The 19,966-nt window shown below is 60.6% G+C and carries 19 protein-coding genes; 8 read left to right on the top strand and 11 right to left on the bottom strand.

Annotation, left to right across the window (positions count from 1 at the left end):
• Positions 1–9 precede the first annotated feature (9 nt).
• From sctC to LCH64_RS01565, 10 genes are all read right to left on the bottom strand, one after another.
• Positions 10–2,016, bottom strand: a complete 2,007-nt coding sequence (sctC, locus tag LCH64_RS01610; protein ID WP_226499276.1) for a type III secretion system outer membrane ring subunit SctC — start codon at positions 2,014–2,016, stop codon at positions 10–12.
• Positions 2,009–2,419 carry a type III secretion system chaperone gene (locus LCH64_RS01605; RefSeq protein ID WP_003225083.1) on the bottom strand — a complete coding sequence of 137 codons (411 nt, stop codon included), beginning with the start codon at positions 2,417–2,419 and terminating at the stop codon, positions 2,009–2,011. The genes sctC and LCH64_RS01605 overlap by 8 nt, the downstream gene beginning before the upstream one ends.
• Entirely contained in the window at positions 2,406–2,627 is a 222-nt protein-coding gene (locus tag LCH64_RS01600) for an HPr kinase (RefSeq protein ID WP_003225084.1), read from the bottom strand. The genes LCH64_RS01605 and LCH64_RS01600 overlap by 14 nt, the downstream gene beginning before the upstream one ends.
• Before the next feature lie 63 nt (positions 2,628–2,690).
• Positions 2,691–3,296, bottom strand: a complete 606-nt coding sequence (gene sctL, locus LCH64_RS01595; RefSeq protein ID WP_226499275.1) for a type III secretion system stator protein SctL — start codon at positions 3,294–3,296, stop codon at positions 2,691–2,693.
• Positions 3,265–3,894, bottom strand: a complete 630-nt coding sequence (locus LCH64_RS01590) for a hypothetical protein (RefSeq protein ID WP_226499274.1) — start codon at positions 3,892–3,894, stop codon at positions 3,265–3,267. The genes sctL and LCH64_RS01590 overlap by 32 nt, the downstream gene beginning before the upstream one ends.
• Complete coding sequence (gene sctJ, locus LCH64_RS01585) at positions 3,891–4,685, bottom strand: type III secretion inner membrane ring lipoprotein SctJ (protein ID WP_103522347.1); 795 nt, start codon at positions 4,683–4,685, stop codon at positions 3,891–3,893. Before sctJ ends, LCH64_RS01590 begins: the two co-directional genes overlap by 4 nt.
• Positions 4,686–4,694: 9 nt before the next feature.
• A complete protein-coding gene (gene sctI, locus LCH64_RS01580) occupies positions 4,695–5,051 on the bottom strand; it encodes a type III secretion system inner rod subunit SctI (protein ID WP_103483514.1) in 357 nt (118 codons plus the stop codon).
• Positions 5,052–5,083: 32 nt separating this feature from the next.
• Entirely contained in the window at positions 5,084–6,001 is a 918-nt protein-coding gene (locus LCH64_RS01575; RefSeq protein WP_003225093.1) for a DNA-binding protein, read from the bottom strand.
• 68 nt (positions 6,002–6,069) lie between these two features.
• A complete protein-coding gene (locus LCH64_RS01570; RefSeq protein WP_003225095.1) occupies positions 6,070–6,276 on the bottom strand; it encodes a hypothetical protein in 207 nt (68 codons plus the stop codon).
• Positions 6,277–6,394: 118 nt separating this feature from the next.
• Positions 6,395–7,336, bottom strand: a complete 942-nt coding sequence (locus LCH64_RS01565) for a sigma-54 dependent transcriptional regulator (RefSeq protein WP_003225097.1) — start codon at positions 7,334–7,336, stop codon at positions 6,395–6,397.
• A 583-nt stretch (positions 7,337–7,919) separates the two neighbouring features.
• Between LCH64_RS01565 and LCH64_RS01560 the strand changes: the two genes are divergently transcribed.
• The 8 genes from LCH64_RS01560 to LCH64_RS01525 all read left to right on the top strand — a co-directional run bounded on the left by LCH64_RS01560 (position 7,920) and on the right by LCH64_RS01525 (position 19,435).
• A complete protein-coding gene (locus LCH64_RS01560) occupies positions 7,920–8,267 on the top strand; it encodes a DUF4190 domain-containing protein (protein ID WP_226499273.1) in 348 nt (115 codons plus the stop codon).
• Positions 8,268–8,282: 15 nt separating this feature from the next.
• Complete coding sequence (locus LCH64_RS01555) at positions 8,283–8,735, top strand: DUF805 domain-containing protein (protein WP_103483515.1); 453 nt, start codon at positions 8,283–8,285, stop codon at positions 8,733–8,735.
• A gap of 273 nt (positions 8,736–9,008) precedes the next feature.
• The gene (mexE, locus tag LCH64_RS01550; RefSeq protein WP_003225103.1) at positions 9,009–10,262 is read left to right on the top strand and encodes a multidrug efflux RND transporter periplasmic adaptor subunit MexE; all 1,254 of its coding nucleotides are present in this window, start codon (positions 9,009–9,011) and stop codon (positions 10,260–10,262) included.
• A 15-nt stretch (positions 10,263–10,277) separates the two neighbouring features.
• Entirely contained in the window at positions 10,278–13,466 is a 3,189-nt protein-coding gene (locus LCH64_RS01545; protein WP_003225105.1) for an efflux RND transporter permease subunit, read from the top strand.
• Complete coding sequence (locus LCH64_RS01540) at positions 13,466–14,887, top strand: TolC family protein (protein WP_226499272.1); 1,422 nt, start codon at positions 13,466–13,468, stop codon at positions 14,885–14,887. Before LCH64_RS01545 ends, LCH64_RS01540 begins: the two co-directional genes overlap by 1 nt.
• A 182-nt stretch (positions 14,888–15,069) precedes the next feature.
• Positions 15,070–16,125: a tetratricopeptide repeat protein gene (locus LCH64_RS01535; RefSeq protein ID WP_003225109.1), complete on the top strand. Its 1,056-nt coding sequence runs from the start codon at positions 15,070–15,072 to the stop codon at positions 16,123–16,125.
• Positions 16,126–16,265: 140 nt separating this feature from the next.
• A complete protein-coding gene (locus LCH64_RS01530; protein WP_226499271.1) occupies positions 16,266–17,768 on the top strand; it encodes an ATPase domain-containing protein in 1,503 nt (500 codons plus the stop codon).
• Entirely contained in the window at positions 17,765–19,435 is a 1,671-nt protein-coding gene (locus LCH64_RS01525) for an ATP-binding protein (RefSeq protein ID WP_226499270.1), read from the top strand. The genes LCH64_RS01530 and LCH64_RS01525 overlap by 4 nt, the downstream gene beginning before the upstream one ends.
• 114 nt (positions 19,436–19,549) lie before the next feature.
• Here LCH64_RS01525 and LCH64_RS01520 read toward each other — a convergent pair whose 3' ends face one another.
• Positions 19,550–19,927, bottom strand: coding sequence for a response regulator (locus LCH64_RS01520; protein ID WP_003225116.1), 378 nt, complete (start codon positions 19,925–19,927; stop codon positions 19,550–19,552).
• Positions 19,928–19,966 lie beyond the last annotated feature (39 nt).

Below are 19,966 nucleotides of genomic sequence, written 5' to 3'. Positions count from 1 at the left end.
TAACCCCCATCACTGTGGGGGCAACATCGATATCCGTGCCGGTGTTGCCGCAGGCGTTGCAGTCGCCGTCGGTCGTAAAGCCACGAAAATCTCAGTTGATTCACCAGGTTGCAACAGGAACTTGGGCGCAACTGTTACGGCCAATGTCTGTGATCCTGAACAAGCTGCCGGGTCAATGCGCTGCGGTGTGGCACTGGTGTTTTTCACCACGCCGACCGCCACCCGATAATCCGTTGCGTTGAACCACTGCATCCGCTGCCGATCCAGCGTGAGCGTCGCTGGCACTTTACACAGGTCGCCCAAGGCCGCACCAGATGATGACTGTTTGATATCACCCGGGATAGCGCCCTTGACCAGACCGGCAAAAGTCGCGGCTATCGCTGCACGCAAAATCGCAGGTTTTCCCGGTTCACGGCCGGACGCCAGCGCCCGGTCGAGTTGCCCGCGGTTTTCACTGGCCACATAGCGCGCCGGGTCTACCTGGTCGCCAATCAGGCGTGGTGTCAGGATGAACAAGCGCTCGCGCCGCGACGTCTGGCGCTTGTTGGAGGAAAACAGTGGCCCCAGGAACGGAATCTGTCCGAGCACCGGAACCTGTTGCTGCTGGTCGCCACGCTCATCGACGTGGAAACCACCGATCACCAGCGAACGGTTTTCGGCGATCACCGCCTGAGTGCTTACCGTGCCGCGTTTGACGGTCGGCGTCTGTTGGTCGCGAACCTGCTCCAGCTGGCCATCTTCGATATCGACGATCAACTGAAAACGATTGTCGCCACCGCCGGCAATGGTGCGCGGAATCACTTGCAGGCTGGTGCCGGCCGTAACCGGTTCAATCGTCGCTACGCGCTCGCCGGTGGCGGTGATGTACTGCGTGCGGCTGAAGTCGATCACTGCCGGCTGATTTTCCAGGGTCAGCACCGAGGGACGGGCAATCACCGAGGCCACGCCCTGCCCCTCCAGTGCCTGAATCTCGGCGAAGAATCGGTCGAAGTCGCGTATGAACAAGGTCGACGAGCCACTGCCGAGCAGCGAGCTACCCGCCGTGACGCTGCCAGCACGGGCCGACCAGCGCGACTCCAGGGTGGTCAACTGACTGCGGTCGATATCAAGGATGATCGCGTCGATCTCCACCAGTTTGCTCGGCAGATCCAGCTGCTCGATCAGTTGCTGGTATTGCCCGCGCTTGTCCGGGTTGTCGTAAATCAGCACGGCGTTGTTGCGCACATCAGCGGCAACGCGCCGCTGTCCACTGGCGTTGGACTTGACCTCGGCACGGCCGCTGACCCGCTCCGTGGCCAAACGCACGATCTTGCCCCGGGCAGTATCAGCCATGCTCTGCAGCGCATTGATATTGGCCTTGGGGTCCAGCGCTGAAGGCGTCGTGGAGCGCTGGTTTTCCAGCAGCCCTTCGAGAATCGCCGCCACGCCGGGAATGCTCACGGTTTGCTCGCGGTACTGAATCTGCCGGTCGGCGACGGCCGCAAAACGCAGAGGAAACATCATCACCTGCTGCTTCTCGTCCGGCTTGATCTTCTCCTTGCTGAAGCTGCGGATCAGCTCGACATAACGCGCCGGCCCGCTGACCAGCACCACACCTTCATCGGGCAATTCGCCCCAGCCGAAACGCTTGTCCAGCAGGCCGATATCGGTCAGCGCCTGTTTCAGATCCGGCGCGGCATCGGCCGACACTTCGAGACGCTGCGCAACCTGGGCCGATTGGGGGCTGATGTACAACTTGCCGTTGTAGACGAACCACTGAAACTGGTGTTCCAGCGCCAGTCGATCGAGAAATTCCACGGCATTGGTCGCGCGCAATTTGACGTCGAGCATACCGCTGACACCGGTCACACTCAGGCCGACCCCAAAGGCATTGGCGAAATCCCTGAGCACGGTGTCCAGCGGAGTTTGTGTGGCTTCGTAGGCGTAGGCCGATTGCCCCCAGTCAGCGGGAACCGCAGCCAGGGTCGGCAACGACAGTGCCAGCAGCAGGGACATCCCGCACAAATGCTTAAACATAACGGTGCCCCAAAGGTAGAGCGTGATGCCGAGGGCGCACCGGTGCCGGGGTATGGGCCAGCATCGCTTCCCAGACTTCACGCTGATTGGCCAAGGCTTCCAGCGCGGCGATGATCGGGCTGACTCCGTCGAATGGCAGATAGCGCACCAGACACAGACGCCGCTCCTGCGGGTCCAGCGCCAGGGCGGCGCTGAAGCGTCCGAGACTGGGGCCGGACAAACGCAGAGCCGCTTCAAGGTCGGCGTCGCCACCGCGCCAGGCGACACTCAATCCGGCACAACACAGCACTCCGGCGGGTCGCCGTTGCAGGCGCACCGATTGCTGATCGATCAGCAGCGTCAGCTCGCCCTCACCACTGTCCAGCCAGCGTTGCACGGTGACGCTCAGCTCAGCGGATTTCATTGATGATTGCCTTGGCCAGGTTGTGCTTGACGACAATTTCCTGATTGGCCGCCCAACTGGCGGTGGAGGACTGGCGGATCGCCGAGTTGAACGCGTGCCAGTCATCCGGGGAAAACGCATCCAGTGACAAAGCCGCGGAATCCAGATCCTTTTGCGTGTGTTCGAAGGTGTTGTCGAGACGGCGGCGCAGTGCATCAGAAGACAGCATGGTGAGACTCCAGGTCCGAAAACTGCCCACTGAGTGGTCAGCCTTCGAGTTTGGTTCCATGCGTTATCGCACTGATTGCGCCGGGACTTGCGGCAATGGCCAGACCTGGGCGACCAGGGCGCCCCACGACAGGCTGAAATCCCCCAGCGCCGTTCTCAGGCACAGGCTGTCCGGCGGCAGTTGCGGGTCGGCGCGGACACTCCACAGCGCTTGCGTCGTCTGCAACTGGTGGCTGACGGCATCCAGCTCTGCAGGATGACAGTGCAGCACGCCAGCTTCATCCGAGGGCTGAGCTGCGGCGAGCTGGCGCAACAGCGCCTTGATACGCTGCGGTTGCACCGTTTCGCCCAACAGACACTGCATGGCCTCGCTGACCAATGTTTCGGCACTGGCGATAATGTCCGTCCACATCTGTTGCCGCTGCTGCTGCCATTCGTTGAGCAGCGCGTCCGCCTGACGCCAGACCTCGGCCCGTGCCTGCTCACGGGCCTCGTCGGCCAGTTGCGCCGACTGCCGGCGTGCCTGAGCGAGGATGCTTTCGGCATTGCTGCGGGCAGCCTCCAGCAGTTGGCTGGCCAACAGATTTTGTTCGAGGACTTCACGGCGCAGAACCGGGCCGTCGGGCAACGCCTGAGGATCACTGAACGTCAGACAGCGGCGAGTCAACATGGGGCGTTCCTTGTTCATTCGGGACAGTAAGGGCGTACCAGCTGACGGCCTGCCACAGGCTCGTCAGGCGTTGCCCCGGCAGCGAAGCGAAACTCACACGTTCGGCATCGACCACGCGCGAACGGGCAAACGTCAGTCGCAAGCGAGACCAGACCGACTCCCCCACCCACGCCCGCAACAGGCGCAGGCCGCGAATCTCGGCAGTGTCGGCCAACGCTGTCGGCGGCAACCAGTTTCCCGGTTGCAGCGCCTTGCCCAGACGTCGACACCAGATCAGCTCGGGCTGGCTCAAGCCCGGTGGTTGCGGGGTCTGGCTGCCCGCGCAGACCGTTGCCACCAGGTTCAACACCCGCCGCCATTGCTCACGATCCAGGCTGAGCAACGGCAACAGAACGGGGTTGGGTGTGGCGGGCCACTCGGCGCTCATGCCCAGATGCGCATCCAGCCACGGCCCCGAATGACTGCGTAAAAACGCCAGGCAGTGTGTTGCAACGTTCTGCTCGCCCAAAGCCCAATCAGCCTCGGCTTGCCGTGCGCCCTGCACCCACCAGCGCACCCAGGCCAGCGCTTGCTCCGGAGAAACCGCCGGCACACTCATCGCGGATCCGACGGCGTCGGTCTCGCCCCGCCTACCGCTTTGCCAAGGCGCTGACGCCATTGCGGGTTGAGCACCAGCAATCCGCCCGCCAGCAATAACGCCGCCAGCGCACACAGCCCGGCAAGCCACTGCCAGAACTGCCAGCGTTCCTGAGTCATGCGCAGCGGGCCGATACTCACCTGTTCCTCGGCCTCCTGATAGCTCTGGGCGGGCACGAAGATCACCGCGAGTTTCTTGTCATCGGCGCCGCTGATTCCCGGAATGCTGCTGGCAACCATGCGCCGGATGCGTGGCAGTACACTGTCCGGATCGAGTTCCGCGCGGTGTTTGATGAACACCGCTGCCGACGCCGGTTGCACCGGTTCGCCCGGCGCCACCCGTTCCGGCAGCACCACGTGAACCCGGGCCACCACCACACCGTCGATCTGCGACAGGGTCTGCTCCAGCTCCTGGGACAAGGCATAGAGGTACCGCGCGCGCTCTTCCAGCGGCGAGGAAATCACCCCTTCCTTGCGAAACACTTCACCCAGGCTGGAGCGCGAGCGACGCGGCAACCCCACGGCTTCGAGCGCCCGCACCGCCCGGGAAATGTCACGGGTCGCCACCAGCACCGCGACGCCGTTCTTGTCCAGCCGCTTCTGCGCATCGATGTGCTTGCCGGCCAGTTCCGCCAGCACTTCGTTGGCGTCCTGTTCGGAGAGGTCGCGATGCAGCTCCATACGCTCGCCACAACCGCACAGCAGCAGGATCATCAGCGCCGGCACAAGCCGCCTGAATGCCTTGAAATGCATGGTCTGGCCTTATTGAAGACTGGTGAGTTTTTCTACGCTCTGAGCAGCCTTGCTCACCAGTTTGGCGCTGAGCAGGCTCTCCAGATAAAACGAGGACAAGGACCGGTTGGCCTGCAACGCCTGCTGCGGATCGGTGGAGCGCGATGCTCGCTGCAAGTCTCGATCGGCCTTGTCGGCATCCTTTTGCAGGGCCGTCGAAGCGCGGGCGATCGGCGAATCTGCCGCCTCCTCGCGCGGTGGCCGGGCAGCGGCCTGCTGCATCTGTGAGTTAAACCAGGCAATGTCCGCCTCGGCAGGCGGCCTGAGCGGCAGCCCTTCGGTAACGGATAGACCCGAGTGGTTAGCTGTTACCCCTGTAATCGCCATTCATGCTCTCCTGCCGGGACGAAGGTTTACAATCAGCCGCGATAGCTGGTGGAGCTTTGCTGTACCAGCACCGACAAGACGTTGCCGGCCGCGATGCTGGCGTCGGTTTTCAGGGTGTTACCGGCACCGCCGTTAAGGAAGTTCTGCTCGGCATTGGGGAACAGTCCGCCCAGTGAATTGCCTTGGGCACTGCCCTTGACCTCACCCTTGATCATGTCGATGGCTTTCTGGAACTGCTTGCTCTCGCCCTTGGACATGAACAGATCGCCCTCGGACAACTCGCCCATCCAGTCCTTGGATTTGCCGTCCGGTTTGCCGAACTCTTCCGGGTGCATGTCCATGAAACGCGCGACTTCCTTGAGCACGTCCTTGTCGTCGTTGGAGAAAGCCATTTCGCCCTTCGCGTCACGCACGGGGTTGCCGGTTGGCTTGAGCAGGTTGTCGAGTTTTTCTTCGCCCAGATTGCCCAGCAACGACGACAGCAAGTCCTGGATACCGCCACTGCCCTGGCTGTTGCCGGTATTGCCGGCGCCCGGATTCCAGCCGCCATTGCTGCCACCGACGTTGCCGCCGTTCTGGGTGCCGCCGCCGAGGATGTCCTTGATCAGACCTTCCAGACCTTGGGTGAAGGCCTGTTTCTCCTCTTTGTTGAGGTAGTTGTCCTCACTCAGCTCATCACGCCAGCTGCGAACCTTGCCGTTGGCATCGTCGGGCTTGCCGAATTTGTCCGGGTTCTTGTCCATGTAGTCGGCGATCATCCCCAGCAGCGGGTTTTTCGCATCACGGATGTTCGCGCCGCTGCCGTTTTTCTCGAACAGTGCCTCGCCCAGCAACGAGGCGATCTGCCCGGCGCCGCTGTCGGAGTTGCTCTGCAGATTGCCCAGGCCGGACGTATTGAAACCGCCCTGGAACGAGGTGGTCTGGGGCATGCTTATCGAAGTGGAAAACATAGATGTGCTCCTGCTTGACTGCGCAAGTCATGGCCCTCTCGACCAGAGTCGAGAGGGCCCACGACCACTTAGTAGTTGATCGCCTTGCCGGTCTGCTGGGCAGCGTTCTGCGCTTTGGTGGCAGAGTCCTGATAGGCGCTGGCGATACCGTTGACGGTATCGGTCATCATCTTGTTGGACTGAGCCTGGGCGTTCATGGTGGTGGTTGCTGCAGCAGTGGCGTCCATCTGCGTCATGGCAGCCATCGAAGCGCCAAGGGATGCGGTACCGGCCATAGTGTTACTCCTGATAATCGAAGGTTGTTTGAACACCCCAATGGTGTTCGAACAGTGAGTGGTCGATTCTCGGAAGCGGTTCCATGAGGTCGGCAAATCGATGCGCACAAACCCGAGATCAGAGCTCGGGGGAATCGATGCTCAGGCTTTTCATGCGGTGGTAAAGGGTGCGTCGGGGGATCCCCAGTTCGCTGATCACCGCGTCAATGCACTTGTCGTGACGGCTGAGGCAATCCTGGATCAGGGTTTTCTCGAACAGGCGCAAATGGCTTTTGAGCGGCACGCCGGACTGGCAATCACCGAAAGGTGCATCCATCTGCAACGCAGGCATGCCCAGCACAAAACGCTCGGCAGCGCATTTGAGTTCTCGGATGTTGCCCGGCCAGCGATGGCTGAGCAGACGCTTGAGCAGGTCGGGGTCGGGTTGCGGAATCGGTTGATGGTGACGCACGGCGGCTTCATTGACGAAGCGCTGAAACAACGGCTGGATGTGTTGCAGGCCCGAGCGCAAGGTGGGGAGCTGGATCTTGATCACATTGAGGCGAAAAAACAGGTCGCGGCGAAACTTTCCCTCTTCCACCAGTTTTTCCAGGGGGGTCTGGGTGGCGACGATTACCCGCAGATCCAGCGGCACAAAGCGCGTCGAGCCAAGGCGCTCGATACCGCGCATCTCCAGCACACGCAGCAACTTGGCCTGGAGCAGCAACGGCATGCTGTCGATTTCGTCGAGATACAGCGTGCCGTGGTTGGAGGCTTCGATGTAGCCCGCCCGGGACTTTGACGCGCCGGTATAGGCGCCGGCCATGACCCCGAACAATTCACTCTCGGCCAGTTGTTCGGGCACCGCTGCACAGTTGAGTGCAATCAGCGGTCCCTCGCGACAGGACAATTGATGAATACGTCGGGCCAGCGTGTCCTTGCCGGTGCCGGTTTCGCCTTCCAGCACCATATCGACCTTCAATGGCGCAGCCTTATTTATGAAAGCTTGCAGCGTCCCTGCACTGTCGAGAACTTCATGTTCCCAATGCGTAGAGTGATTATTCGAAAAACCCCCGGTCATCTTGTTCCCTCATGATGATCACTTCTGTCGGGCTCGAGGAATACAGAACGCCGCACCTTCCTCAACGCAAAACACTGGAAGGAGAATCGACGTCGCGAACGCAATGTATGCCTGCCACACCATTCTTTTTTTTCTGGACGATAGAGATCAGCAGGTACCCGGCGTTCATTTTCACAGCCAATCCCCCACTGACTGGATCTGCCCGGCAATGCTTGCATGAACGACGGCGGCTTGTATTTGCGCAAATCTGCCGCGCGACTGTCAATCGAGCAGACATCCGCTGTCAGGCAGTCTATGCAGCCCGTTCGAGCCGGCAAAATTGAAATTCAACAGCTCAATCATAGGGAATATCAATAACCCTGACATCTTGACGCTATCTGCGAAAGTACACCTCAAAAAGCGCCAGAAAACTTCAGGGATCTCAAAATGAACAGCCAATGGTAATACCCGCTTACTTTCTCTCGGATTAAACATTCAGAGGCTGGTTATACAAACGCTGCATGACAAATCTTGCAATAACTATTAACTTACCGCCGCCCCGACCGATGGAGGGTCGGGCATTCGCACTCAGTTAAGGAAAACGATGGCAATGGTCTATTGTCGTGCTTGCGCCAGGGAGCTACACGAAACGGCGCTCACCTGCCCCCAATGCGGGGCTGCCCAACAGGCCTGCGTGCCGCAAACGCAAGCTGCAATACCCTGGCTGGCCATCGTTTCGTTGATCCTCGGAATAATCAGCGCACTTACCCTGTTTGATGATTCCGAATGGGACAGGGATGCGATTGTCGGTGTGGGCATTCTCAGCCTTGCGGGCCTCACTTGCGGCATTGTCTGTATCAACCAAAAACACCCAGGAAGAAACCTCGCGATTGCCGGCATTGTTTTGTCAGGCCTTGCCGCGTTCGTTTTGTCCTGTCTATCGATTGAATAATTTTAGGGAAAAAATATGAGCTTGGTTTTCTGCCGTGGTTGCGCCAAGGAGATTAGTAGTCTGGCTGTGGCCTGCCCACAGTGCGGTGCACCTCAGGCAACTCAACAGTCCTATGCAAGCGGTCCCGCGATCACCACGGGCAACCCTTACGTGGAAGCGCTGAAGAATTACGCCGAATTCAAAGGCCGCGCCACTCGCCGCGAATACTGGATGTTCGTGCTGATCAACCTGGGTATCTGCATTGTCATGGGCGTTCTCGATGCAATGCTCAACACCAAGGGCGTGCTCTACAACCTGTACAGCCTGGCGATGTTCCTGCCGAGCATTGCCGCCGGTGCGCGCCGCATGCACGACACCGACCGTAGCGGCTGGTGGTTGCTGCTGCCGATCGTCAACCTGGTGTTCCTGGTGCAAGACAGCCAGCCGGGGCCAAACCGTTTCGGGCCGAACCGCAAAGGCAACAACTGAATCACCCCGCAGCACGTTGAACGAGACGGCCTTCATGGCCGTCTCTTTGTTTGTACGACATGAATCTGAAACGCCGCTGGATCTTTACTCGCGGCGCAACATAGATTTGTCATCAAACAGATTGATAGCCCCCTAACGAAAGGTGCATGCTAGAGGGCTCGAATCGGTCTTATATCATTCCGAATGATAGTTACCTTTGCTTCATTCGATTCGTGCCATCACACCCCCGCCGAGCATCATCCGCCCATCTTCAATACATTGGCGGATGATTCCATGGAACAGTCACTCAAACATTTGCGCTTCCCCTTGGCCCTGTTGGCCGTGCTGGTGATGAGCGCTTGCGGCAAGACTCCGGAGACTGCCGCCACCCTGCCCGCTGCCAAAGTCAGCGTGGCGAAGGTGCTGGAACAACCGGTCAACGAGTGGGACGAATTCACCGGGCGCCTCGAAGCGCCGGAAACCGTTGAAATCCGTCCCCGGGTCTCTGGCCAGATCGACGAGGTCGCTTTCACCGAAGGCGCGCTGGTCAAGAAAGGCGACCTGCTGTTCCAAATCGACCCGCGCCCTTTCCAGGCTGAGGTTCGCCGCCTCGAAGCCCTGGTAGCTCAAGCGCGTGCCAACGCCACCCGCAGTGAAAACGAAGCCGGTCGTGGCGAACGCCTGCGTGCCAGCAACGCGATCTCCGCGGAACTGGCCGACTCGCGCACCAGTGCTGCACAGGAAGCCCGCGCCGCCGTTGGCGCACTGCAAGCGCAGCTGGATCTGGCCAAGCTGAACCTGAGCTTCACCCGCGTCACCGCGCCAATCAGCGGTCGCGTCAGCCGTGCCGAAATCACTGCGGGCAACCTGGTGACCGCCGACACCACCCCGCTCACCAGCGTGGTCTCCACCGACAAGGTCTACGCCTACTTCGACGCCGACGAGCGTGTGTTCCTCAAATACACCCAACTCGCCCGTAACGGTCAGCGCGGCGCGACCACTCCGGTGTACATGGGCCTGTCGAACGAAGACGGCAACCCGCACCTCGGTCAAATGAACTTCGTCGACAACCAGGTCAACCCGAAAACCGGCACCATCCGTGGTCGTGCGGTGTTCGACAACAGCGACGGCACCTACACCCCAGGCCTGTACGCACGGCTGAAACTGGTCGGCAGCGGCACCTACAACGCCATGCTGATCAACGACGAAGCGGTCGGCACCGATCTGGGCAAAAAGTTCGTGCTGGTGATGGATGCCGACAACAAGACCGCCTACCGTCCCGTTGAACTCGGGCCGAAGATCGAAGGCCTGCGCATCGTGCGCAGCGGCCTGAACAAGGACGACACGATCATCGTCAAGGGCTTGCAGCGGGTACGTCCGGGTTCGCCGGTTACCCCTGAAGTGATCCCGATGGCCAGCGAGCAGACCATTGCCGCTCTGGCTCAACAACGACAAGCGCTGGAAGCCAGCAACCTGCCCAAAGTCGCACCCGCCAAAGGTGCACAGGGTACGGCTGTGAAGCTCGCCGCTGCGACCCCACGCGGTTAAGGGACGACAACTCCGATGAATTTTTCCCAATTCTTCATTTCACGGCCGATCTTCGCAGCGGTGCTCTCGCTGTTGATCCTGATCGCCGGTGCGATCTCGCTGTTCCAGCTACCGATCAGCGAATACCCGGAAGTCGTGCCGCCCACCGTGGTGGTGCGTGCCAACTTCCCGGGCGCCAACCCCAAAGTCATCGGTGAAACCGTGGCCGCTCCGCTGGAGCAAGCCATCACCGGCGTCGAGAACATGCTGTACATGTCCTCGCAGTCCACCGCTGACGGCAAGATCACCCTGACCATCACCTTCGCCCTGGGCACCGACCTGGACAACGCGCAGGTGCAGGTGCAAAACCGGGTGACCCGTACCGAACCGAAACTTCCCGAGGAAGTGACGCGCATCGGTATCACCGTCGACAAGGCCTCGCCCGACCTGACCATGGTTGTGCACTTGACCTCGCCGGACAAACGCTACGACATGCTCTACCTGTCCAACTACGCGATCCTCAACATCAAGGATGAGCTGGCTCGCCTGGGTGGTGTCGGTGACGTGCAGCTATTCGGCATGGGCGACTACTCGCTGCGGGTCTGGCTGGATCCGAACAAGACCGCTTCGCGCAACCTGACCGCCACCGACGTGGTGACGGCGATTCGTGAGCAGAACCGTCAGGTCGCTGCCGGTCAGCTCGGCGCGCCCCCTGCCCCGAATGCCCAAAGCTTCCAGCTGTCGGTCAACACGCAGGGCCGTCTGGTCTCCGAAGAAGAGTTCGAGAACATCATCATTCGCGCAGGCGACAACGGTGAAATCACTCGTCTCAAGGACATCGCTCGCGTCGAGCTGGGTTCCAGCCAGTACGCCCTGCGTTCATTGCTGAACAACCAGCCTGCTGTAGCGATCCCGATCTTCCAGCGTCCAGGCTCCAACGCCATCGAGATCTCGAACGAAGTTCGCGGCAAGATGGAAGAACTGAAGAAAAGCTTCCCGCAAGGCATGGACTACAGCATCGTATACGACCCGACGATCTTCGTGCGCGGCTCGATCGAAGCGGTGGTTCACACCCTCTTCGAAGCACTGATCCTTGTGGTGCTGGTGGTGATCCTGTTCCTGCAGACCTGGCGTGCCTCGATCATTCCGTTGGTGGCGGTGCCGGTATCGTTGATCGGTACGTTTGCAGTCATGCACCTGTTCGGCTTCTCGCTCAACGCCCTGTCGCTGTTCGGCCTGGTTCTGGCGATCGGGATCGTGGTCGACGACGCCATCGTGGTGGTGGAGAACGTCGAACGGAACATCGAGCTCGGACTGACCCCGGTCGAAGCGACCAAGCGGGCGATGCGTGAAGTGACCGGCCCGATCATCGCCACGGCGCTGGTGTTGTGTGCGGTATTCGTACCGGCCGCGTTCATCTCCGGCCTCACCGGGCAGTTCTACAAGCAGTTTGCGTTGACCATTGCAATTTCGACCGTGATCTCCGCGTTCAACTCGCTGACCCTGTCGCCGGCACTGGCTGCGGTGTTGCTCAAAGGGCATGACGCGCCGAAAGACCGCTTCTCCAAAGTGCTCGACAAGATCTTCGGTGGCTGGCTGTTCCGTCCGTTCAACCGCTTCTTCGACCGTGCCAGCCATGGTTATGTCGGCACCGTGCGCCGAGTTATCCGCAGCAGCGGTATCGCCCTGCTGCTGTACGCAGGCCTGATGGTGCTGACGTTCTTCGGTTTTGCCAACACCCCGACCGGTTTCGTCCCCGGCCAGGACAAGCAATACCTGGTGGCCTTCGCGCAACTGCCGGACGCCGCGAGCCTGGATCGTACCGAAGACGTGATCAAGCGCATGTCCGACCTGGCACTGAAGCAGCCGGGCGTGGAAAGCGCCGTAGCGTTCCCGGGCCTGTCGATCAACGGCTTCACCAACAGCCCGAACGCCGGCATCGTGTTCGTGACCCTGAAACCGTTCGACGAACGTAAAGACCCAAGCATGTCCGCCGGAGCAATCGCCGGAGCCTTGAACGGTCAGTACGCGAACATTCAGGAAGCGTACATGGCGATCTTCCCGCCACCGCCGGTACAAGGCCTGGGCACCATTGGTGGTTTCCGCCTGCAAATCGAAGACCGGGGCAACCTGGGCTACGACGAGCTGTACAAGGAAACCATGAACATCATCGCCAAGAGCCACAACGTGCCGGAACTGGCCGGGCTGTTCACCAGCTACACCGTGAACGTGCCGCAGGTCGACGCTGCCATCGACCGCGAAAAAGCCAAGACCCACGGCGTGGCCGTCAGCGACATCTTCGATACCCTGCAGATCTACCTGGGTTCGCTGTATGCAAACGACTTCAACCGCTTCGGGCGCACCTATCAGGTCAACGTTCAGGCTGAACAGCAGTTCCGCCTCGAATCCGACCAGATCGGTCAGCTGAAAGTGCGCAACAACAAAGGCGAAATGATCCCGCTGGCGACCTTCATCAAGGTCAGCGACACCTCGGGCCCGGATCGCGTGATGCACTACAACGGCTTCATCACCGCGGAAATCAACGGTGCGGCAGCCCCCGGCTACAGCTCCGGCCAAGCGGAAAAAGCCATCGAGAAACTGCTCAAGGATGAACTGCCGAACGGCATGACCTACGAGTGGACCGACCTGACTTACCAGCAGATTCTGTCCGGCAACACCGCGCTGTTCGTGTTCCCGCTCTGCGTCCTGCTGGCGTTCCTGGTACTCGCCGCTCAGTACGAAAGCTGGAGCCTGCCACTGGCGGTGATCCTGATCGTACCGATGACCCTGCTGTCGGCCATCACCGGTGTGATCATCTCTGGCAGCGACAACAACATCTTCACCCAGATTGGCTTGATCGTACTGGTGGGGCTTGCGTGCAAGAACGCGATTCTGATCGTCGAGTTCGCCAAGGACAAACAGCTGGAAGGTCTCGATCCGCTGGCGGCGGTTCTGGAAGCCTGCCGTCTGCGTCTGCGGCCGATCCTGATGACCTCCTTCGCGTTCATCATGGGTGTGGTGCCTCTGGTGTTCTCCAGCGGTGCCGGTGCCGAGATGCGTCATGCCATGGGTGTGGCGGTGTTCTCCGGGATGCTCGGGGTGACCTTCTTCGGTCTGTTGCTGACGCCAGTGTTCTACGTTTTGATCCGTAATTTCGTCGAGCGTGGCGAAGCCCGCAAAGCGGCCAAGGCACACGCTCTGCAAAAGCCACTGGAGGCGCAATAATGAGTCTGAAAGTCTTCCTGCCGAGTCTGCTGGTGCTGGCGTTGAGCGCCTGCGCCGTCGGCCCTGACTACAAGACCCCGGCGACGGAGGCGGCCAACATCACGACCGCCACCGACGGCGCTGCCGGTCAGAAGAACTTTGACCGTTCGAAATTCGAAGGCATCTGGTGGCAGCAATTCGACGATCCGACCCTCAACCAGTTGGTGACTCAATCGCTGCAAGGCAACCGTCAACTGCGCGTGGCGTTCGCCCGCTGGAAAGCCGCCCGGGCGATCCGCGACGACGTCAGCAACGATGCGATGCCGACCATCACCAGCCGCGCGAGCAGCGATCTGGCCAAGGGACAAATCCCCGGCCAGACCACCAAACGGGTCAACAGCGAACGCTACGATCTGGGGCTGGACATGGCCTGGGAACTCGACCTGTTCGGGCGTATCCAGCGCAATCTGGAAGCCAGCGACGCCGACCAGCAGGCAGCGGAAGCCGATCTGTACCAACTGCAAGTCACCATGATTGCCGAACTGGTGGATGCCTACGGTCAGCTGCGCGGTGCACAACTGCGCGAGAAAATCGCCGTGGCCAACCTGGAAAACCAGCAGGAGTCACGCAAGATCACCATCAGCCTGCGTGACGCCGGCGTGGGCGATCAGCTCGACGTCGAACGTGCCGATGCGCGTCTGGCCTCGGTCGAAGCCAGCGTGCCGCAACTGCAGGCGGAACAGGTTCGACAGAAAAACCGCATCGCCACCCTGCTGGGTGAGCGTCCGGACAAACTGACCGTGGATCTGAGCCCGAAAGAATTGCCGGCGATTGCCAAGGCCTTGCCGATCGGCGATCCGGGGGAGCTGCTGCAACGCCGTCCGGACATCCTCAGCGCCGAACGCAAACTGGCCTCGGCCACCGCGCGAATCGGCGTGGCGAAAGCTGATCTGTTCCCACGGGTCAGTCTCAGCGGGTTCCTTGGCTGGACGGCCGGGCGTGGTTCGCAGATCGGTTCCTCGGCCGCCAACGCCTGGGCACTGGGCCCAAGCATCACCTGGGCAGCGTTTGATCTGGGCAGCGTGCGTGCCCGTCTGCGCGGCGCCGATGCCGATGCCGAAGGCGCGCTCGCGACCTACGAGCAACAAGTGCTGCTGGCGCTGGAAGAATCGGAAAACGCCTTCAGCGATTACGGCAAGCGTCAGCAACGGCTGATCTCGCTGATCCGCCAGAGTGAATCGAGCCGCAAGGCAGCCGATCTGGCGGAGATCCGCTACCGCGAAGGCACTACCGACTTCCTCGTGCTGCTCGACGCTCAGCGGGAACGTCTGAATGCCGAAGACAGCCAGGCCCAGGCTGAAGTCGATCTGTATCGCGGCATCGTCGCGATCTACAAGGCCCTGGGTGGTGGCTGGCAGCCGGAAACCGTCGCCAGCAAGTAAGCATTTCTACAGAGCTCCTTTGGTTGGCCGCAACCAACCAATTTTTTGCCCCGCGTATCATTCGGTCGCGGGGCTTTTTTGTGCCTGTTCTCACAATTGATCGGTGTGGGAATTTGACTCAACGGCCATGCTGACCGAAGCTTGCCCCCTCTGCCAAAGAACGCCCGTTCACGGAATCCTGCATGCCTCAGTCCCGCCGCTACCTGTTCATCAGCCTTGGCCTTGTGCTGGTTATCGTCATCGCCTGGTTATCGCTGCGCAGCACCACCCCGGTGGTGCCAGAAGCGATCAAGCGCGGCTACAGCGAAGCCCTCACGGCGGCCCGTTCAGGGCAGCCGGGAGCAGCGCGGCAGTTGTATCAGCAGTTGGGGCGCCCGGATCTGTCGCCCAAACGCAGTGCCTGGCTGCTGGCGGAGCTGCCCAACTATCCAAGCCCACAAGCGCTGAAACTGGCCGACGCCCATCTGCAAAATGAAGCGCCCGAAGTGCGACTGGCGGCGATTCAAAGTGTGGTGGGACTGGTGCCCGGCGGGCAGCGCAGTCTGTTGCTCGGGCCAATGCTCGACGATGAAGACCAAAGTGTGCGGTTCGCTGCGATCAACGCCTTGCTGGGCCTGACGCCGGATGAACTGGGTCTGTATTTCGCGCCGCTGCAGCAAGCGATCGATGGCTGGGAGCAAGTGCTCAAGGAGCAACCGGAAAACGCCGCCACCTATGCGCAACTGGCGCGCCTGTATCTGCACAACGCCGAACTCAAACAAGCCCAGCAAGCGCTCGACAATACCCTGCGCCTGGAACCAAACAACCTGCCGGCGCTGGTCATGCAAATCGATGTCCTCGACCGTCAGGGCCAAAGCGACGCCGCCCGCCAGTTGCTGGCCAGACAGCTGCAGGCCCAACCGGATTCCGCCTACCTGCAACACGCGTTGGGGCTGTGGTTGCTGCACCACGACCAGCGTGAGTTCGCCCTGCTCGGTTTGTCCAAAGCGGTGGAACTCGAGCCCGACAACAAGGACTACCGCTACGACCTCGCCACCACCCTGCACGCCGCCGAAGAGCTGGAAGCGGCGCAAAAACAGTTGCAGGAAGTGGTGCAGCGCCATCCTGCCGATCGCAAGGCGCGGGTGTTGCTGATCAATTACTGGAAGGAAAGCGGGCAGTTGCAGAACGTGCAGATTCTGCTGGCACAACTGGAACAGATGAACCCTGACGACCCGGCCTTGCAGCAAGGACTTTGAGCCTTTACTCGTTAATTCAATGACGTTTTGATATCGAAACCTCGGAACCGTCATGACTGGCAGCGGTCAAGTAATCAGGTAGTGCACAACGGCTGATACAGCCTGCTGCCTCGATTCCCCTAGTCATGAGAGGGCATTCTTTGTCTACGTCCAACGAGTTGATCAGTGCAAAAGCCGCCACCGGCATCGTCGGCCTGGATGACATCCTGGCCGGCGGTTTGTCCCGAGGGCATGTGTTTTTGCTCGAAGGTGAACCCGGTACAGGCAAAACCACCGTCGCGTTGCATTTCTTGATGGCGGGCGCCCGTGCCGGCGAACGTTGTCTGTACATCACGCTGTCGGAAACCGAACGTGAACTGCGCCAGGGCGCGCTGTCTCACGGTTGGGAGCTCAACGAGAACATCGAGATCTTCGAGCTGACGCCACCCGAAAGCCTGCTCAATGCCGAGCATCAGCAAAGCCTGCTGTACTCCTCCGACCTGGAACTGGGCGAAGCCACCAAGCAGATTTTCGAAGTGGTCGAGCGTTTCAAGCCGACTCGCGTGGTACTCGACAGCCTGTCGGAGATCCGCCTGCTGGCGCAGAGTTCGCTGCGCTATCGTCGGCAGATTCTGGCGATCAAACACTACTTCGTACGTTATGACGCCACTGTCCTGCTGCTTGACGACCTGACCACCGAGTCCCTCGACAAGACCGTACACAGTGTCGCCCACGGGGTAATCCGCCTCGAAGAACTGACCCCCAATTACGGCGCCGAGCGCCGACGCGTGCGCATCGTCAAGTATCGCGGCCAGAAGTACCGTGGCGGTTACCACGACTTCACCATCATGGGCGACGGCGTGCATGTGTTCCCACGCCTGGTCGCCGCCGAACACCGCAGCGACTACCCACGCCTGCAACTGAGCAGCGGCATCCAGGAAATGGACGCCCTGCTCGGCGGCGGGGTCGAAACCGGCTCCAGCACGCTGATCCTTGGCCCGGCCGGTACCGGCAAATCGCTGATCTCGATGATCTTCGCCGCCTCCGCCGTGTCTCGCGGCGAGAAAGCCGCCCTGTTCATCTTCGATGAAGAACTGGGTCTGCTGTTTGAGCGTATGAACAACATCGGCATCGACCTCAAGGCGCTGCAAGCCACCGGCAACCTGCTGATCGAACAAGTGGATGCTGCCGAACTGTCCCCCGGCGAGTTCTCCCACCGGGTACGTCGCTGCGTTGACGAGCGCAACATCAAGACCGTGGTGATCGACAGTATCAACGGCTATCAAGCCGCGATGCCGGAAGAGAATGCACTGGTGCTGCACATGCACGAGTTGCTGCTGTACCTCAACCGCAAAGGCGCGGCGACTTTCATGACCGTTGCCCAGCACGGTCTGGTCGGCGACATGCAGGCACCGGTGGACATCACTTACCTGGCCGACACGGTGATCCTGCTCCGCTACTTCGAAGCCATCGGCAAGGTCCGCCGGGCGATTTCGATCATCAAGAAACGTACCGGCAGCCACGAATCGACCATCCGTGAATACCGTATTTCCACGCACGGCATGACCATCGGTGAACCGCTGGAGGCCTTCCAGGGTGTATTGCGTGGCGTACCAACTTACCTCGGCGCGAGCAAACCGCTGTTGCAGGAAGAAACCTTGTGACGGTTACCGTAACGCTGGCGGAACGGGCGCTGATTCTGGCGCCCATGGGTCGTGACAGCCAGGTGGCGCTGATGATCCTCAATGAGGCGGGTTACGGCGGGGTGATCACGCCGGATCTGGGCGAACTGTGTACGCAACTGGAACCCGGCGCCGGGCTGTTGCTGATTGCCACCGAAGCCCTGCACGGCCCCGAGCTGGAAACCCTGCTGAATTTTCTCGAACAGCAACCGGCCTGGTCGGATCTGCCGATCGTCTTGCTGACCCACCACGGAGGCCCGGAACCGGGCCCCTCCTCACGCCTGAGCAAACTGCTGGGCAACGTCACGTTCCTGGAGCGCCCGTTCCATCCGGCGACCCTGGTCAGCCTGGTCTCCACCGCCCTGCGCGGACGACGACGACAGTACGACGCCCGCGATCGCCTGATCGATTTGAGTGAAAGCGAACGGCGCCTGCAATCGACCCTGGAAACCCTTGAGCAACAGGTCGAGGAGCGCACCGCGCAACTTCGCCACAACGAAGAAGCCTTGCGCCAGTCGCAGAAAATGGAAGCGGTCGGCCAGCTCACAGGCGGCATCGCCCACGACTTCAACAACATGCTCACCGGGATCATCGGCAGTCTCGAGCTGCTGCGTCGACGGCTGGCTCGCGGGCGCACCGAAGACCTCGACAGCCTGATCGATCTTGGCGTGACTTCAGCCAACCGCGCGGCCGGACTGACTCACCGCTTGCTGGCGTTCTCGCGCCGGCAATCGCTGGACTCCAAAGCCGTGCAGATGAACACACTGGTGCTATCGATGGGCGAGCTGTTGCAACGCAGCCTCAACGAAAGCATTCAGCTGGACATGCGCCTCAACGACCAGCTGTGGATCGCCGAAGCCGACCCCAATCAACTGGAAAGCGCCCTGCTCAATCTGGTGCTCAACGCCCGCGACGCGATGCCCGAAGGCGGAAAACTGGTGGTCGAGACCAGCAACCAGGTGCTTGAACGGGAATTCACCGAGGCCTACCCGAATCTCGAGCCTGGCGATTACGTGATGCTCAGCGTCACCGACAACGGCAGCGGCATGCCGCAGAGCGTGATCAACCGCGCGTTCGATCCGTTTTTCACCACCAAGCCCATCGGTCAGGGTACGGGGCTGGGTCTGTCGATGATTTACGGCTTCAGCAAACAGTCCCGTGGTCACGTCACGATTGAAAGCGAAATCGATCAGGGCACCACGGTCAAACTGTACCTGCCACGCTTTCGCGGCGAAGAGCTGGAGCATCCGGTGTCCGCTGTTCAGCAGGCCCCGGAGGCGCTGGATGGAGAAACCGTGTTGATCGTCGAAGACGACCCTGCCGTGCGCGTGCTGGTCAGCGCGGTGCTCAGTGAATTGGGTTATGCGTTTGTCGAAGCCGGCGATGCCGACGGCGCCGTGCCGATCCTCAACTCGGCGCAGCGCATCGATCTGCTGATCAGTGACGTCGGCCTGCCAGGCATGAATGGTCGGCAACTGGCGGAAATCGGCCGGCAGTACCGGCCCGGGTTGAAGGTGTTGTTCATCACCGGTTATGCCGAGCACGCTGCCGTGCGCGGTGGCTTCCTCGACTCGGGGATGCAGATGATCACCAAACCGTTCACCTTCGATCTGCTGACCGCCAAGGTTCGCGAGATGATCAAGAACTGATCCCCCAAAACAACAGTAGGAGCTGCCGCAGGCTGCGATCTTTTGATCTGATTTTCAGGATCAAGAGATCGCAGCCTGTGGCAGCTCCTACAGGGGCGTTTCGGTGTATTCAGATCAGGCCAGCAGTTCCTGAATTTTTTCCTGCAGCACATCCAGATCGAACGGTTTTTCCAGGATCGGCGCCTTGCGCGTGATCGGGCTGCCGGTCTCGCGGATTTCCTGCGGGTAGCCGCTGATGAAGATCACTTTCAGATCCGGGCGCAGTTTTACTGCAGGCTCGGCGATCTGCACGCCGGAAATACCGCCCGGCAGGCGGAAGTCGGTGATCAACATGTCCAGATGCGGCTTGCTCGCGAGAATCTCGAACGCCTGCTCGCCGTTTTCGGCCTGCAACACGCGATACCCCTGCCCCGACAGATAATCTGTCAGCACCATCAAGATAACCGGTTCGTCCTCGACGACGAGTACTACATCTTGTGCATCTACGCTCATGGGAAGCCTTTGTTCGGTCAATAGCTGCTGATACGACCG

The sequence above is a fragment of the Pseudomonas sp. MWU16-30322 genome, from assembly GCF_020515535.1.
In the GTDB taxonomy this organism is placed as follows: Bacteria; Pseudomonadota; Gammaproteobacteria; order Pseudomonadales; family Pseudomonadaceae; genus Aquipseudomonas; species Aquipseudomonas fluorescens_H.
The sequence above is the reverse complement of the archived record's forward strand: the minus strand, read 5'-3'. Positions and strand labels throughout refer to the sequence as shown.